13 protein-coding genes, 1 tRNA gene, 1 pseudogene and 1 riboswitch are annotated in these 14,478 nt (G+C 58.3%); of the genes and pseudogenes, 9 read left to right on the top strand and 6 right to left on the bottom strand.

Going from position 1 to position 14,478, the window contains the following annotated elements; genetic code table 11:
• Positions 1–77 precede the first annotated feature (77 nt).
• A pseudogene (locus ACR0E2_RS00385) lies at positions 78–833 on the top strand (hypothetical protein); the annotation flags it as partial.
• 7 nt (positions 834–840) lie between these two features.
• On the opposite strand, the gene ACR0E2_RS00380 reads toward ACR0E2_RS00385, so the two are convergent.
• A complete protein-coding gene (locus tag ACR0E2_RS00380; protein WP_480444660.1) occupies positions 841–1,515 on the bottom strand; it encodes a TIGR04283 family arsenosugar biosynthesis glycosyltransferase in 675 nt (224 codons plus the stop codon).
• Between the two features lie 73 nt (positions 1,516–1,588).
• On the opposite strand from ACR0E2_RS00380, the gene ygfZ reads away from it, so the two are divergent.
• Complete coding sequence (ygfZ, locus tag ACR0E2_RS00375; RefSeq protein ID WP_480444658.1) at positions 1,589–2,326, top strand: CAF17-like 4Fe-4S cluster assembly/insertion protein YgfZ; 738 nt, start codon at positions 1,589–1,591, stop codon at positions 2,324–2,326.
• Positions 2,327–2,439: 113 nt separating this feature from the next.
• Positions 2,440–3,381 carry an ABC transporter transmembrane domain-containing protein gene (locus tag ACR0E2_RS00370; protein ID WP_152457471.1) on the top strand — a complete coding sequence of 314 codons (942 nt, stop codon included), beginning with the start codon at positions 2,440–2,442 and terminating at the stop codon, positions 3,379–3,381.
• A 54-nt stretch (positions 3,382–3,435) separates the two neighbouring features.
• On the opposite strand, the gene efp is transcribed toward ACR0E2_RS00370, so the two are convergent.
• A complete protein-coding gene (gene efp / locus ACR0E2_RS00365) occupies positions 3,436–3,999 on the bottom strand; it encodes an elongation factor P (protein WP_170346480.1) in 564 nt (187 codons plus the stop codon).
• A 218-nt stretch (positions 4,000–4,217) separates the two neighbouring features.
• Between efp and ACR0E2_RS00360 the strand changes: the two genes are divergently transcribed.
• Positions 4,218–4,538 (top strand): DUF6280 family protein, encoded by a 321-nt coding sequence (locus tag ACR0E2_RS00360; protein WP_037310273.1) that lies wholly within the window; start codon positions 4,218–4,220, stop codon positions 4,536–4,538.
• A gap of 87 nt (positions 4,539–4,625) precedes the next feature.
• Here the strand turns inward: ACR0E2_RS00360 and ACR0E2_RS00355 are convergent, their stop codons facing one another.
• Positions 4,626–5,195, bottom strand: a complete 570-nt coding sequence (locus tag ACR0E2_RS00355; protein WP_480444656.1) for a cobalamin biosynthesis protein CobQ — start codon at positions 5,193–5,195, stop codon at positions 4,626–4,628.
• Between the two features lie 62 nt (positions 5,196–5,257).
• Between ACR0E2_RS00355 and ACR0E2_RS00350 the strand changes: the two genes are divergently transcribed.
• Positions 5,258–6,715: a cobyric acid synthase gene (locus ACR0E2_RS00350; protein ID WP_480444654.1), complete on the top strand. Its 1,458-nt coding sequence runs from the start codon at positions 5,258–5,260 to the stop codon at positions 6,713–6,715.
• A gap of 3 nt (positions 6,716–6,718) precedes the next feature.
• Here the strand turns inward: ACR0E2_RS00350 and ACR0E2_RS00345 are convergent, their stop codons facing one another.
• The 3 genes from ACR0E2_RS00345 to ACR0E2_RS00335 form a co-directional block, all read right to left on the bottom strand.
• Entirely contained in the window at positions 6,719–7,492 is a 774-nt protein-coding gene (locus ACR0E2_RS00345; RefSeq protein WP_480444652.1) for a hypothetical protein, read from the bottom strand.
• 73 nt (positions 7,493–7,565) lie between these two features.
• The gene (locus tag ACR0E2_RS00340; protein ID WP_480444650.1) at positions 7,566–8,984 is read right to left on the bottom strand and encodes a TolC family outer membrane protein; all 1,419 of its coding nucleotides are present in this window, start codon (positions 8,982–8,984) and stop codon (positions 7,566–7,568) included.
• A 94-nt stretch (positions 8,985–9,078) separates the two neighbouring features.
• Positions 9,079–9,732 (bottom strand): protein-L-isoaspartate O-methyltransferase family protein, encoded by a 654-nt coding sequence (locus ACR0E2_RS00335; protein ID WP_171228412.1) that lies wholly within the window; start codon positions 9,730–9,732, stop codon positions 9,079–9,081.
• 226 nt (positions 9,733–9,958) lie between these two features.
• Here ACR0E2_RS00335 and ACR0E2_RS00330 point away from each other — a divergent pair.
• The 4 genes from ACR0E2_RS00330 (at position 9,959) to cobW (ending at position 14,473) form a co-directional block, all read left to right on the top strand.
• Positions 9,959–10,032 (top strand) — tRNA-Cys (locus ACR0E2_RS00330).
• Positions 10,033–10,661: 629 nt separating this feature from the next.
• Positions 10,662–12,518 (top strand): SLC13 family permease, encoded by a 1,857-nt coding sequence (locus tag ACR0E2_RS00325; protein WP_480446165.1) that lies wholly within the window; start codon positions 10,662–10,664, stop codon positions 12,516–12,518.
• A 227-nt stretch (positions 12,519–12,745) separates the two neighbouring features.
• Positions 12,746–12,952, top strand: a riboswitch (cobalamin riboswitch).
• Positions 12,953–13,044: 92 nt separating this feature from the next.
• Positions 13,045–13,416 (top strand): DUF1636 family protein, encoded by a 372-nt coding sequence (locus tag ACR0E2_RS00320; protein WP_152457464.1) that lies wholly within the window; start codon positions 13,045–13,047, stop codon positions 13,414–13,416.
• Between the two features lies 1 nt (position 13,417).
• Entirely contained in the window at positions 13,418–14,473 is a 1,056-nt protein-coding gene (gene cobW, locus ACR0E2_RS00315) for a cobalamin biosynthesis protein CobW (protein ID WP_480444648.1), read from the top strand.
• The last annotated feature ends 5 nt before the right edge of the window (positions 14,474–14,478 follow it).

Genomic DNA, 14,478 nt, shown 5'->3' with positions numbered 1-14,478 from the left:
TATGGGGATATGGTAAGACGTTACAACTGCCCGTGATCCCTGTTGCAGGTCGAAGCACAGGTCCTAAGATTGGACGCATGAGTTTTGTGACCGACAATCAATTGCCCCTGCTGATCCTCTTCTTTGTCATCGGCTCAATCGGCACTGCCTTTCTGTTTCGCAAACCGGCAGGGCACCGGGCGTGGAAACTGGCTGATCTGGTATGGGTTGTGCTGGGTGGCATCGGGGCATTGGTCGCTGTCTTGGCCGGGCTTTATACCTCGGACAGCTCGCGACTGGACCGACAGATCGACGTGGCCTATGCCGCGACGCTGGCATTTGACAGGGATGCGGCCCGGTTCCGCCTGCGGTTCTGTGATCCGGCCTATGATCCGGATACCGCCGTACTATGCGAAAAGGTTGAATTCCTTTCAGCTTCGACCGCCAGCAACTCGGAACTGCCCCTGTTCATCGCGGTCACGAACGAAGTGGCCCCCCTACAGGGGCTTCACTTCCTGGTTGGGGGTCAGTCCAAAGACGAAAAGGACGAAATACGTGACATGGCCGCCAAAGCCGATGCCTTTGACATCGACCAGTTCCTTGTCTTCACTTCACTGGACGAAAACACACAGACCGCCATTGACAACATGCGTCGCAAGGTTCCCGCGATTGCGGGCGACTATCTGATACTTGCGCAGAGCTACGATGACCTGATCGCGCAGGTCGGGAAGCTGAAAGAAGAATGGGAATACCTACAGGACAATGCTCATATTCTTGTCCTGCAAATCGTGGCCCTATGCCTTGTCAGTTTTGCGGCACCGTTTCGGCTGGGGAAATCCGTGGTCGAGCTGCGCACCACGCTCAGCGACGATACGTCTGCGCCAAACCTTGCGGGTCAGCCCCCAAAAAGTAACGCAGAAGAGTCCACAGGTTCCGAGCACCGCGCCGAATCCAGCCCGCCCGCTCATAGCGCTCCGCACTCGTAAAGGCGCGTGTGTTCAGAACAGTGACCTTTGGCAACGCGCGCACCAAAGCCACATCTTCCATCAACGGCTGGTCGGGAAACCCGCCTGCCGCTTGATAGGTGTGACGCGGAACCAGCAATCCCTGATCTCCGTAGGGCAATCCCAGCATCCTGCTGCGCAGATTGGCCCAGCCAGCCACCCAGGCCGGCGCGATCCCGCGCGCGCGGAACGCCAGCTGAAACGCGGCAGGTTTGGCTGAAGGCAGGTGGGCGCTCACGGTCTCGCTCCACCCCTGTTGCAGCACTGTATCCGCATGAAGAATCAGCAGCCAATCCCCTTTGGCCTGCGCGCACCCGCGGCGCAACTGGCCGCCTCGGGATGGCGGGCCGGTCACGACCGTCGCACCAGCCTCTTCCGCAATATCCGGCGTGTGATCGGTTGAGCGTGCATCGCTGATGATCAATTCCCGGATCAACCCGGCATGCACGCCTTCCATCAAAGCCCCAAGACATTCGGGCAAAGCATCGGCAGCGTTGAGGGTCGGGATTACGACGGTAATAGGCGCGGGCACGTCTGATAACCTCTGGTCTTGGCAACGGAACTTCCTATATCACGAGGCCTGAGGAAATGACGAGGACCAAGCCATGCCCACCCGCCGCATACTGCGCCTGTCCGGCTCGGATACCGAAAGCTTTTTGCAGGATCTGATCACCAACGACATTAAGGGGTTGGACAACGGGCTGGTCTACGCCGCTCTGCTTACTCCGCAGGGAAAGTATCTGGCGGATTTCTTCCTGAAACGAGATGCCGACGGAGTTCTTTTGGATGTGGCCGAACACCTTGCGGATGATCTGGTCAAACGTCTGACGATGTACAAGCTGCGTGCGGATGTGACGATCGAGGGAACCGATCTGAACCTGCAACGCGGCACCAAGGCTGCGCCGGAAACCGCCCTGCCCGATCCCCGCCACCCGGACATGGGCTGGCGCAACTACTCGCCCGAACCCGAGGGCGATGATGGAACCGACTGGGATGCACTGCGCGTCCGGCACTGCATTCCCGAGTCAGGCATTGAACTGACCCCGGACAGTTACATCCTGGAAACCGGCTTCGAAGCGCTGAATGGCGTGGATTTCAAAAAAGGATGTTATGTCGGTCAGGAAGTGACCGCGCGCATGAAGCACAAGACCGAATTGCGCAAAGGTCTGCGACGCGTCGTTGTCCAGGGCTCGGCCCCGGTAGGGACCGAGATCAGTGCAAATGGCAAACCTGTCGGAACATTGTACACACAGGCTGGCGGAAACGGGATCGCGTATCTGCGATTTGATCGCGCAGGCCCGGAGATGCAGGCCGCGGACGCCACGATGCGCCTGGAGGACTGAGCCCACCTTGTTGCCAAATCGGCACGACCCGCGCATCAGCTTGTATTGAAAAGTTTGAACCCGTTGTCCTGCACTGCCACAGTGCAGGCAAACAGGACAAACCGGATACCCGCATGTTTCGACTTTATTCCGCGATCTGGCGCGCCAGTGCGGGGCGGCAGATCATCCTCATCATGCTGTCCGTCGCAATTGCGGGCCTTGCCGCCGTGCCGCTTGAGTTTCAGCGCGACATCGTCAACCACCTGACATCCGACGATGTCGGGACTGAAAAACTGATCCAACTGGGCATCGGCATGATGGCCGTCATCCTGCTGAGCCTCGCCCTGAAATGGGTACTGGGCTATCGCGCCGGAACCTTGGGCGAAGACATGATCCGGCTGATCCGCCAACGCCTGCTTTGGCGTTCGACCGACCTGAAGGATTCAGACGAAGGCCTGCGCAAAGGCACCATGACCACCGCCATTTCGGCCGAAGCCGAAGAGTTGGGCAAGTTTGCCGGTGGAGCCTTTTCGGATCCGGTCGTTCAGATTGGAACGCTGATCAGCGTCATCGGCTATATCTCGTCCACGCAACCAGGTCTGGGGCTGATTGCGTTGTCAATGATCGTGCCGCAAATCATCATCGTTCTGGTCTCGCAGCGCAAAGTGAACACTTTTGTGGCGGAACGGGTTCGAATTTTGCGCGGTGCCACCGACCGACTGACGACCGAGGATATCGAAGCCGTTGAGCGGGATATCAACATCATGTTCGATGACATTTACGACACGCGGCGGCGGATGTTCCTGTGGAAACTTTCGGCAAAGTTCCTGCTGAGCGTGATCAACGGGGCCGGCACCGTCGGCATCCTGATGCTGGGGGGATATCTGGTCTTGCAGGGCAAAACGGATGTGGGCACCGTGGTGGCCGCCACCAGTGGACTCAGCCGCATTCAGGGACCCACTGCCTTTCTGATCGCATTCTATCGTCAGGTCAGCGCCAATCGTATCAAGTACGAATTGATGCTGGAATTGTTCGGCCCGGATCCAACCCGCTATCGCTATCGCCCCAACGCATAAGAAAAGACCGCGGGGCGGGTGCCTGCGCGGCCTGATACGTAACGTGACGAAACGTCACGCGCGTTCGGAATATTCCATCGTTTCCGTGTTCACGACGATCATTTCGTCCTGGCCGATGAAGGGGGGAACCATGACTTTCACGCCATTGTCCAGCAGCGCGGGCTTGAACGAGTTCGCCGCCGTTTGACCTTTTACCACCGGTTCGGTCTCGACGATTTTGCAGGTCACTTTCTGCGGCAGCGTCGCGTTCAGCGCCTCGCTTTCGTAGAACTCGACAACAATGGTCATGCCATCTTGCAGAAACGGACGGCGGTCACCCAGCAATTCTGCTGGTAATTCAATCTGTTCGTAGGTTTCTGAATCCATGAACACCAGCATTCCGTCGGATTCGTACAGAAATTGCTGATCCTTTTGCTCCAGACGCACGCGTTCGACTTTGTCCGCCGAGCGGAAGCGTTCGTTCAACTTCGAGCCATTGCGCAGGTTGCGCAGCTCCACCTGTGCAAAAGCTCCGCCTTTGCCCGGCTTTACATGGTCAACCTTGACCGCTGCCCACAGGCCACCGTTATGCTCAAGCACATTGCCGGGGCGAATTTCGTTCCCATTTATCTTGGGCATTACATAAATCCTTCACAAACGGTTGATGCATCAGTTGCGGTCCCTATATCTGGCGGGATCACACCTGACAAGACAACGACACCTAGTGCTGCAGGTGCAGCGAGCCATGCAAGTGACGCAACGCAACTATGCATTTTAGCTGTATCCGAATCGCACCTAATCGGTCATAAGGACCCTCACGCCGAAAATGCAAGAGCAAGAACAACAAGGAAGACGAGATGAGAGATTTCGTTGACGGCACTGCCTTTAACAATGAGCAAGGCAATCGTGCGCGCAAACTTTTCGCGGCCGTTGTCCTGGCTGCGCTTGATGATGCTATCGCCGATGACAAGAAATACGGCAATGGCCCCGAACAAATCGCCCGCTGGGCGCGTTCGCGCGATGGGCGCGAAGTTCTGTCCTGCGCAGGAATTGACCCGAACGAACGGGTTGTCAGCGGATTGATGGAATTCGTTGGACGCGGCGTCCGTACCTCGGTCGCCCTGTCGCGGGAAGAAAGCGAACGCCGCAACGCTGCACAGCAGGCCGAAGCTGCCTGAACCAAGGTAGATTTGGATTGAACAAACGCGCTCTGCCTATCAGAGCGCGTTTTTCTATGCCTGATCGTCAGGCATGAAGCCAACGGCTCAAAAGAACAACAACCATTGCCGCACCACCCAGAATTCAGCCGCCAGCATGGTTGCGAACAGGGCTTTGCCCCAAACCGGCAATCCACGCTGCCAAAGCAGAACATATGCAGCCAGACAAACAAAGGCTGACACCGGAGCCACCCACAAGGCATGATGGTCGCTGTCCCAATAGCTGACAGGGCTGTGGAACACCCAGTCGCTGATGGGCCAGAACTGTGGCCGTCCGTCGCCCGCATGAAGCAGGAAATCTGTCGCAAGATGCAACAGACCCGCCGCTGCACCGACAGCCAGAACATGCCAACCTCTCCAGACTGCCAGCAGGAATGTCAGCCCCCAGAGGATAAAGGAGTTGTCTATGGCGAATACGGTCTGCCACGCCGGGGAAAAGTAAAGCTGCCCGAAGACCACCTGCTCGGGGATGCCCAGAACAAACAGGGACACGCCCGCCATCACGTATAGGGACAGATCCGGCAATAACGCTCCCACGAGCGCGGCCCAGAGGATACGTCCTTGCGGCGGCCGGGCGAACACGGCAGCCCCGATCAAAAGATGCGCAGGCGTATTCATCCGGGGCTTTCCCTTTCGGCTCAAATCAGATCATCTGCGCCCAGACTTATAGGAGACAAGGCATGGTTCGCGCCATCATGATTCAAGGGACCGGCAGCAACGTCGGAAAATCGGTTCTGGTGGCGGGGCTGGCGCGCGCCTACACGCGCCGGGGCCTTCGGGTCGCGCCGTTCAAGCCGCAAAACATGTCGAACAATGCAGCCGTCACTGAAAACGGCGGCGAAATTGGCCGCGCGCAGGCCCTTCAGGCCCGTGCGGCAAAGCGGGCAACGCACACGGACATGAACCCTATTCTTCTCAAACCCGAGACGGATACCGGCGCGCAGATTATCGTACAGGGACAGCGCGCTGGCACGATGAAGGCCGGTGACTATCGCAAGGACAAATCCAAGCTGCTGGGCGCAGCGCTGGAAAGCTTTGACAGGCTCTGCGCCGACGCTGATCTGGTTCTGATCGAGGGCGCTGGCAGCCCGGCTGAGACCAACCTGCGCAAAGGTGACATCGCCAATATGGGATTTGCCCGTGCAGCGGACATCCCTGTCGTTCTGGTCGGGGACATTCATCGTGGCGGGGTGATTGCACAGATCGTTGGTACTCAGGCCGTTCTGGACGAAGGCGACGTGGCGCAGATCAGGGGTTTTGCCATCAACCGCTTCAATGGCGACGTGTCCCTGTTTGACGAAGGCCGTGATGATATCTCGGCCCGAACAGGCTGGCCCTGCCTTGGGGTCGTGCCCTGGTTTCACGACGCCTGGAAATTGCCGGCCGAAGACATGATGGACATCCGTTCCCATACCGGCGGCGCGTGCAAGGTCGTTGTGCCCCAACTGGAGCGTATGGCCAATTTCGACGATCTCGATCCGTTGTCTGCCGAGCCCGGCGTGAGCGTCGAGGTCATCCCCGGCGGGCGTCCCCTGCCCGGCGATGCGGATCTGGTTCTGCTTCCCGGCAGCAAGTCCACGATCGGAGACCTGAGCTATTTCCGTGCACAGGGCTGGGATATCGACCTGTATGCACATGTTCGCCGCGGTGGACATGTCCTGGGCTTGTGCGGCGGCTATCAGATGTTGGGCAAGACCATTTCCGATCCTGATGGCGTGGACGGCCGGCCGGGCAAAGTTGATGGATTGGGGTTGCTGAACGTCGATACCGTAATGGGCGGGCAGAAACAGGTCATCCTGCGTTCCGCCCATGCCCTGCCAGACCGAGAACCGGTCAGCGGATACGAAATCCACATGGGCCATACCGACGGCCCTGACCGCGCCCGCGCATGGCTCGAGATCGAAGGCAGACCAGAAGGCGCCACCAGCAGCAACGGCCGGGTCAAGGGCAGCTATCTGCACGGAATTTTCTCGTCAGACGCATTTCGTGCCCGCTATTTGTCAACGCTGGGCGTGACGTCGGACATTGCCTACGAAGACGGAGTCGAGCGGGCGCTCGATGATCTTGCCGATCATCTGGAGCGCCACATGAATCTTGACCTGATGCTGAGCCTGGCCCAGCCACCACAGCGTGGCTGAATCTTATCCCAGATCTTTCGCGGCGAGCGCGCGCGCGATTTCCCGCCGCACCATTTTGCGCACGTTTCGCGTGATCCGCTCGCCCATTGCGCCTTGCAATTCCTGGCGGACAACTTCCGCGATCAGCTCACGCAATGTTTCTTCATCCAAATCCGTTGTCGAAACGTCTTCAACGACTTCAGTGGCACGATCGGATTCAGCCGGTCGTCCCGCCCGGATGAACTCTGCGTTTTGTATCGAAGCGGACTCGGGCTGAGGATCGTCCGTATCTTCCTGATCAGTCAGAACGACGGTCCTTGCGGCCGCAAACTCCTCTTCGACGTTCCACGGTAGGGAATGCGTCGGTGTGCCGGAATAGGCGTCTGCGCTGTCGCCATCCGGCTCCCATTGATCCTCGGTTTGCGCAATCGCCGCTTCCAGCGCTTCGATCTTGGCACTCAGGCTGATCGCGGGATCATCGGTTGAGCCGGTTTCCGCGGAATGTCCCTCAGTCGCGTCATCCGCAGTGTTGGCAGGATCACCTGCCCTGACGATGTCGCAGGCACGCAGCAGCATCGGCTTGGCCGAGTCGGCAACATCAGCAGACGGCTTGGCGGGCGTGATCTCGGGCTGAGCAGGTTTGCTGATGCGCAGCGCGTCCGTCAGCACCAAACGCCCCGGCTTGCGCGTTGCACCCTGTTGATCCGAGGAGGATTTACCGCGACTGTCTTCACTGACCAGACGTTTGACCGAAGACAGAACGTCTTCGATCCCTGCTTTCACGACATTATCAGACATTGTTCTCTACCGCTCTATCGTTGGATCGAGTGTAGCCAAACAATCCGAGCCCTACAACAAATAGTATTGCCGGTTAGTCCCGACGCAACGCTTTGAGGACTCGATCCAGATCCTTGCTCTGTTTGCTGACACGCGCGGGGGCTTTCTTGACCAGATTATAGTACAAAGTCGGGTCATAAATCTGAACCGCCAGGCCAAGACGTTCTGCCGTCAAAAGGCCCTGCGCCTGCAACAGCTGATACGCTGCGCGCGATCGTTCCGTTCGCGACGCCACTTCGGCCAGCTGCGCGTCCAGCAAATCCTGCTGAGCATTCAGAACGTCCAAAGTGGTCCGGGCACCCAAGGTCGCTTCTTCCCTGATGCCGTCAAATGCAACCTGTGATGCACGAACCCGTTCCGTCGACGCCCTGAGGCTGGCACTGGCTGCCTGGAACGCTGCATACCGGTCCGTAACGCCCTGTGTGATATTCTTTTGTACGTTCAGAAGATTCGCACGAGACGCATCCCGGTTTGCCATAGCGCGCCGCACATTCGCGGCCAACCGGCCACCGGCGTAAATCGGCTGTGTAAAGTCCAGCGACACGGTCGCGTCATTCACATAGTCGTTGTTGTCATAGCTTTCACGCACACCCGCATCAGCATTCAAACTGACATTCGGCCCAAGGTTGGCCCGCTGCTGCTGTACAATCAGATCAAAAGCGCGGACTTGATGCTGCGCCGACAGAATCGCCGGGTGGTTGCGTTGCGCGAGGCTAATCGCTTCTGCCTCGCTCCGTGGAAGATTGGGCAGGCTGGGTTGACCGGCCGTCCTCCCTGGCGCCTTGCCGACCGCATTGACATACTCAGCCTGCGCAATGCTCAGTTCACCACGAGCGACCGCCAGATCAGCCTGAGAACTTGCCAACTGCGCCTCGGAAAGCGCCACGTCCGTACGCGTCACTTCGCCAACTTCGAAGCGATCATTTGATGCGCGAAGCTCTTCCGCCGAAACATCCACGTTGTTCTGGCGAATTGCGACTGTTTCTTCCTGTAGCAGCACGCCCAGGTAAGCATTTGCAGCGCGGATGAGCACCTGTTGCTCAATGTCGATCAAGGTTTGCCGGGTCGACAGAACCGTCTCCTGCGCCGATTGCTTGCCCAGAACCGAAGCGCCACCATCATACAGAAGCTGAGTTAGCCCCAGACCGGTGAAAAACCGGGACGGCTCGGTCGTTGTGACCACATTGCTGGTCCGAGACCGGGTATAATCCTGGCTGACCTGTACAGTCCAGTTGATGATCGGTCGCAACGCGGAAAGCGCGATCGCCACATCTTCATCTGCCGCGCGCAGCAGCGCCCGGTTCTGCTCCAGCAAGCCGCTTGTATTATACGCGCCGATGAAGGCGTCTGTTATGTTGTCAGCCCACGCCGGACGCCCTGGCATAACGCTGATGGCAAGTCCTGCGGTCACTGCGAATGCCCTGACCAGCTTGCCTGTCGCTGAACCACGCATACCGAAATCCTCTCAAACGAAATTACACTGCCCTGAAGGCAGTTTGCGGTCTTCTTTTCAACTAATCAAGGCGCCAGCAGAATCTATCGGCGAACTATAGCGAAAATGCACACTCCGCCGAAAAGCTCTCTAGTATCGGTGCACTGGCGTTGAACGCATCCCGCCAGCTGACCCGGCCTCCGGTCTTTCGACCGATCCGCACGGTTCCAAGATTGCCTTCAACAAACAGGCATGCAATCCGGCCATGTTCCTTGAGCTGATCCAACAGAGCGTCGGGAATCCGTTCAACACCGCCCTGCACCATGATCGCATCGTAAGGACCGTGCTCAGCCGCACCCTGATCCAAAGGACCGACGTGGATAATGGCATTGTCCACATCGGCCTCAGCCAACAGGCTTTGCGCCTCGGACGCCAACGAGTCGTCGCTTTCCACACCAACAACCAACTGGGCCATGCGCGCGGCAACCGCAGTGGAATACCCCGTCGCCGGAGCGATATCGAGAATCATCTCGTCGTTCGAAATGTTGAGCGCATCCAGCATTTTAGCAAGCGTTCTCGGCTCGAGCATACAGCGCCCGTTGCCCAGATCGATCACACTGTCGGCATAGGCGGCCTCACGCTGTGCGTCAGGCACGAAGTTTTCGCGCGGGACGTTCAGCATCGCCTCAATGATCGGAAACTTTGTAACATCCGAAGGTCGGATTTGCGTATCAACCATAGTGCGGCGCCGGGCAGCGAAATCTGTCATAGGATCTCTCGAGTCATTCCCAAAGTTACCCGGCTTTTGCCACATCCTAAACTGCCCAGCAACGGCCCTGTTGACGCAACCCCCCCCGCGCCTGTGCATTTGCGGTTGCGGGCTTCGGCAAATTTCAATCTCGTCGACAAAATTGCGCGCAATCCTCTAGACGCCCCTTGGGAAAGCTGCTAAAACCCCACGCACACCACAGCAAGTATTTGATTTTACTTGAAAAGGCGAGTTGGCGGAGTGGTGACGCAGCGGATTGCAAATCCGTGTACACCGGTTCGATTCCGGTACTCGCCTCCAATACCTCCAATGACCTGCGGTACTTTGTCTTTCTTCGAGGTCCAGTATCCAACCAAAACTTGGATTTTTCGTGTTTCGATCTGGTTCTGTTCCATCCGACTGCGAGCATTCTTGGCATATGCCGCCAGCTTGCGTTCAGGCAACACCTCGCCGTACTTCCTTGGCATCTTCATCTCGAAATGATCAGAATTGGTGACCTGAACCATTTGTACGACCCGTTTAGGTGTATACCATTCTTGTGGGCAGCTTGCGATCAGGGACGGCCAAGCTGGCCCTTTGCGCGGTTCAGGCAGCGGCAGAATGGTTCTGCAAACAAAGCTGTCGGACTGTCTGTCGTCCATGGCTGGAATTGACCTGCCATTGCCTATGCTGCTTCGACCTGGTTGGAACGGCATCGCACCCGCACGAAACGTGCAGGCTACTTCATGCAATTTGGCCTATCCTTCTTTCTGACGTGTTCGTCAAAACGGGCCTCCGAAGGCATTGCTCACACAGCAACCTCTCAGCAACATTATGTCTCAACACCGCCAAAAAACGAAACTTCATGACAATCCGGGAAGGATGAACTAGGACTCTAACAAAGAAAAAGTTCTGGACGTATTGTGGAACACATTGCCTTTACCTTCGAGATGGGGGTCGTTTGCACCCTGCTGGCTTTCACCGTTTTTCTGTTCGTTTCCGAGATCATAAGGATCGACCTTTCCGCCATATTGGTTCTGGTTCTCATAGGCTTGCTCAGCTACGCGCCCGGGCTGGGAAATCTGGCGGATGTCACCCTTCTGTTCGACGGCTTCGCATCCAATGCCGTCATCTCGATCATTGCGGTCATGATCGTCGGGGCCGGTCTGGACAAGACGGGGATCATGAACAAGGTGGCCGCCGTCATCCTCAAATACGGCGGCAAATCCGAAGGCAGGGTTGTACCAATCATATCCGGCACCGTTGGCGTCATATCCTCGTTCATGCAGAATGTCGGCGCCGCTGCTCTGTTTCTGCCGGTTGTCAGCCGAATTTCCACACGGTCAGGCATACCGCTGTCGCGCCTGCTCATGCCGATGGGATTCTGCGCCATTTTGGGCGGCACGATGACGATGGTCGGGTCGTCTCCTCTCATCCTGCTGAACGATCTGATCCTGACGGCAAATGAAAGCCTGCCGGCCTCTCAGAAAATGGAGCCCTTCGGCCTGTTCTCGGTCACGCCGATCGGTGCGGTTCTGATCCTGACGGGAATTGGTTACTTTCTGCTGTTGGGACGCTGGGTTTTGCCCGAGGCTGAAGGACCTGACAATACGGGTACCGGACAAGGGACACAGGAATACCTGCAAAGGGTTTATGGCCTCAAAGCCGATGTGTTCGAAGTCGTGGTGCCCGAGGACAGCCCTTTGGTCGGCGAGATCCTGGCCGACATCAACCACGAAAACCACCTGTACATCATTTCCACCTTCTATCGCGGCAAAACCTCGATGGTTCAGGTTTTGACAGCGGAAATAGCAGCGCCGTGTCGGCTGGCCATCGTCGGCCGCCGTTGGGAGGTCGAGAAGTTCGCCGAGAAATACGGGCTGACCGTTCTTCCGGATTTGGACATTTTCGTCGAAGAGTTCGCCCCAACCAATGCAGGCGTGGCCGAGGTGGTCATCACGCCCGACAGCAAGCTGATCGGCAAATGCCCCCGCGAGCTTTTGTTTCGCAAGACCTACGGGATGTCGTTGCTGGCCATTCACCGCGGCGAAGAGACGCTGAGCCATGTCGAGACCGAGGATCACGAATCCACTCAGATCGGGCTGGAAAAGTTTCAGGCGGGTGACATGCTTGTGGCGCATACCAGATGGGACAACCTGATGCGGATCAAACGAGATCCGGATTTCGTCGTTGTGACGACGGACTTTCCCCAGGACGAGCTGAGGCCGCAAAAAGTCGGCTGGGCCCTGGTATTCTTCGCCATTTCGCTGTCGTTGATCCTGTTCACGGACGTCCGGCTTTCACTCTGTCTTCTTACCGGCGCGGTGGGCATGATGCTGACCCGTGTGCTCAGCGTGGACGAGGCGTACCGCGCGGTCGGATGGAACACCGTATTCCTGCTCGCTTGCCTTATACCTTTGGGACAAGCCGTGCAGAACACAGGCACGGCCGCGTGGATCGCCCAGCAGATCATGATAATTCTGGACGGCTGGCCGCTCTGGTCGCTGCAAACCGGCATCGCCATTCTGGCGACGGCCTTTTCTTTGGTCATGTCCAACGTGGGGGCCACGGTTCTGCTGGTGCCTCTGGCGGTATCGATTGCGGTGGCGGCGGGTGGAAACCCGGCCGTCTTTGCCCTGACGGTCGCCATATCGACATCGAACAGCTTCATCATCCCAACCCATCAGGTAAACGCGTTGATCATGGGGCCGGCCGGATACAAGGTGATGGATTTCGTCCGCTCCGGCGGAATAATGACGGCGCTGTTTCTGGTCGTCTCGCTGCTCATGATCAACGTCATCTATTAGCGCAAGAGGATCCGGGGTGTTCGGTGGTCTTTTCCCATCATCTGGACAGGTACAGTCAAGGCACCCGTCCACGATGGTCTACGCCCCTTGCTGAGATACCGTTCGTCGCCCGGCCCATCTCGGGCTGGAGCCCGGCACACCATGCCGCCCATCGACGCCCACAGGTCGCTTTCCATGCCTCTGCATCATTCTTGCACGCGACTCGCTTGACAAGCAGGCCAGCGGTGCCGCATGTCCCTTTCGTTGGTGTCGGTGACAGCCGATGAAAAGGGAATGCGTCAACGGTCTTGCCGCCAAACGCAGCCGCCCCCGCGACCGTGAACGGAGAGGATGCCCAATGCCACTGGCCCGAAAGCCGGGAAGGCGGGACATCCGACAGAGGCCCGCCTCTGGCATCCGCAAGCCGGGAGACCTGCCAACAACCGAAGTTGAAACCGGGCGGGGTGTTCCGGTGTCGGGTCCATGACCAATCGTGGCCCGCATGAAACCCCGTCCCCCGCGAAGAGGATTTGGGGGGATGAGAGACATGACCGAGACCGCACCAGTCGAGTTGCTGGTCTGTACCACCTGCCGTCGCGGCCTGCCTGTCGAAGATGACGCGCAACGCCCGGGCGCTTTGTTGCACAAGGCCCTGGAACAGGCAGACCTGCCCGACGGTGTCACCCTGAAAGCCGTTGAATGCCTGTCAAACTGCGATCAAGGCTGTTCGATCGTGTTGCGCGGGCCGGGCCGCTGGACCTTCGTGTATGAAAACCTGAACGAAACAGATCATGTCGACGTCATCGTCGACGGCGCGACCAAGTATCTGGCCACTGAAGATGGTTTGGTGAAATGGCGCGAACGCCCCGAACATTTTCGCAAGAACTGTGCCTCGCGCATTCCCCCGATTGGAGCCTGACATGTCGAACCTGGAAAAACTCCCCGTCACAGTGATCACCGGCTTTCTGGGCTCGGGCAAGACCACTTTGGTGCGTCACCTGATGCAGAACCCACAGGGCAAGCGCCTTGCTGTCGTGGTCAACGAGTTCGGCGATGTAGGCGTCGATGGCGACATCCTGAAATCCTGCGCCATTCCTGATTGCCCGGCGGAAAACATCATGGAACTGGCAAATGGCTGCATCTGCTGCACCGTGGCAGATGATTTCATTCCCACCATCGAGGCCCTGATGGCGTTGGAGCCGCGCCCGGATCACATCCTGATCGAAACCAGCGGTCTGGCCCTGCCGAAACCGCTGCTCAAGGCATTCGACTGGCCTGACATCCGCTCGAAGATCACCGTCGACGGCGTGATCGCTCTGGCCGATGCCGAGGCTGTGGCCGCAGGTCGTTTCGCGCCCAATGTCGAAGCGGTGGACGCCCAGCGCATGGCCGATGACTCGATCGACCACGAAACGCCCCTGTCCGAGGTGTTCGAGGATCAGATCTCGTGCGCCGACATCATCCTGCTGACCAAGCCCGACCTCGCCGGCCCCGAAGGCGTGGCCAAAGCGCGCGAGATCATCGCCGCCGAGGCGCCGCGCCCCCTGCCCGTCGTCGAAGTGGCCGAAGGTGCCGTGGACGTGCGCGTTGTGCTGGGTCTGGAAGCCGCCGCCGAGGATGACATGGACGCCCGACCCTCGCATCACGACGGCCATCACGATCACGAGCATGACGATTTCGAAAGCATCATCGTCGAGCTGCCCGAGCAGACCGAACCGGCCCAACTGGTCGCCAATATCGAACGCCTCGCCAATGAACTGAACATCCTGCGCGTCAAAGGGTATGCCGCCGTTCAGGGCAAACCCATGCGCCTGCTGGTTCAGGCGGTCGGCGCGCGGGTACGGCACCAGTATGACCGCCCGTGGGAACCCGGTGAAGACCGTCGTTCGCGTCTGGTCGTCATCGCCGAGCATGACGATATCAAAGAGGCGGAAATCCGCGAAATCCTCGTGGGTGTGCGTGAGGCCGCCGAGTAAGACCC

The sequence above is a fragment of the Ruegeria sp. A4 genome (genome assembly GCF_056543025.1).
Note: the sequence above shows the minus strand (reverse complement) of the source record. Positions and strands in the feature narration are given on the sequence as shown.

Excerpts from the sequence above, each read along its gene's own strand:
- ygfZ (WP_480444658.1), top strand. The coding sequence starts at position 1,589 with ATGCCCACCCGCCGCATACTGCGCCTGTCCGGCTCGGATACCGAAAGC.
- ACR0E2_RS00325 (WP_480446165.1), top strand. The coding sequence starts at position 10,662 with ATGGGGGTCGTTTGCACCCTGCTGGCTTTCACCGTTTTTCTGTTCGTT.
- ACR0E2_RS00335 (WP_171228412.1), bottom strand. The coding sequence starts at position 9,732 with ATGACAGATTTCGCTGCCCGGCGCCGCACTATGGTTGATACGCAAATC.
- ACR0E2_RS00320 (WP_152457464.1), top strand. The coding sequence starts at position 13,045 with ATGACCGAGACCGCACCAGTCGAGTTGCTGGTCTGTACCACCTGCCGT.
- ACR0E2_RS00360 (WP_037310273.1), top strand. The coding sequence starts at position 4,218 with ATGAGAGATTTCGTTGACGGCACTGCCTTTAACAATGAGCAAGGCAAT.
- ACR0E2_RS00370 (WP_152457471.1), top strand. The coding sequence starts at position 2,440 with ATGTTTCGACTTTATTCCGCGATCTGGCGCGCCAGTGCGGGGCGGCAG.
- ACR0E2_RS00340 (WP_480444650.1), bottom strand. The coding sequence starts at position 8,984 with ATGCGTGGTTCAGCGACAGGCAAGCTGGTCAGGGCATTCGCAGTGACC.
- ACR0E2_RS00355 (WP_480444656.1), bottom strand. The coding sequence starts at position 5,195 with ATGAATACGCCTGCGCATCTTTTGATCGGGGCTGCCGTGTTCGCCCGG.
- ACR0E2_RS00345 (WP_480444652.1), bottom strand. The coding sequence starts at position 7,492 with ATGTCTGATAATGTCGTGAAAGCAGGGATCGAAGACGTTCTGTCTTCG.
- ACR0E2_RS00350 (WP_480444654.1), top strand. The coding sequence starts at position 5,258 with ATGGTTCGCGCCATCATGATTCAAGGGACCGGCAGCAACGTCGGAAAA.
- efp (WP_170346480.1), bottom strand. The coding sequence starts at position 3,999 with ATGCCCAAGATAAATGGGAACGAAATTCGCCCCGGCAATGTGCTTGAG.
- cobW (WP_480444648.1), top strand. The coding sequence starts at position 13,418 with ATGTCGAACCTGGAAAAACTCCCCGTCACAGTGATCACCGGCTTTCTG.